The organism is Nocardia sp. 852002-20019_SCH5090214, assembly GCF_001665865.1.
Lineage (GTDB): Bacteria > Actinomycetota > Actinomycetes > Mycobacteriales > Mycobacteriaceae > Nocardia > Nocardia nova.
Genome location: NZ_LZMK01000083.1, coordinates 1 through 507 on the forward strand (window position 1 = coordinate 1; position 507 = coordinate 507).

General features: G+C 63.3%; 1 protein-coding gene. It reads right to left on the reverse strand.

Annotation, left to right across the window (positions count from 1 at the left end; all coding sequences use genetic code 11):
• Positions 1–428, reverse strand: a 428-nt coding sequence (locus tag A5780_RS43015; RefSeq protein ID WP_156769408.1) for a relaxase domain-containing protein, incomplete at its 3' end; no start/stop codon positions are given.
• Positions 429–507 lie beyond the last annotated feature (79 nt).

Below are 507 nucleotides of genomic sequence, written 5' to 3' on the forward strand. Positions count from 1 at the left end.
ATGAGGCCTTGGGCACGGTTGTATTCGGCGTAGGCGCGGGCGCATTCGAATCGGTAGCCGGCCTCGTCGACCACATACCGGTTGTGGGGGCGGCCGAGCTGGGCCATCTTCGCGCCGTAGAGGCGGGCCACCCGCGGCGAGACACCATCGGCCATCTGCTCGGCTGCCAGCTGCGCGACGATCGCGTCCGCGTTCGGATGCATCCCGCGCCCGAACAAGGCCCGCATCTGGGATTCGGTGACGATGTCTCCCTCGACGATATCCAGGGCTCCCAACCCCGACCCCACCCAGCGACCCGGGGACTCGCCGCGCTCGCTGTAATAGGCGGCAAGCTGTTGCGCGCCACGGTCATTGGCGTCATTCGTGGCGATATTCCGCAGGTAATACTCATAGCCGTCGCCGGACGCAATCTTCGCCAGCGACATCATGAATCCAGGCTACGCCGCTCCCGATATTGTCGTTATCGGTTCGTTACCTGGGAGCATGAGGTGTGAAATTTTTGTGTGA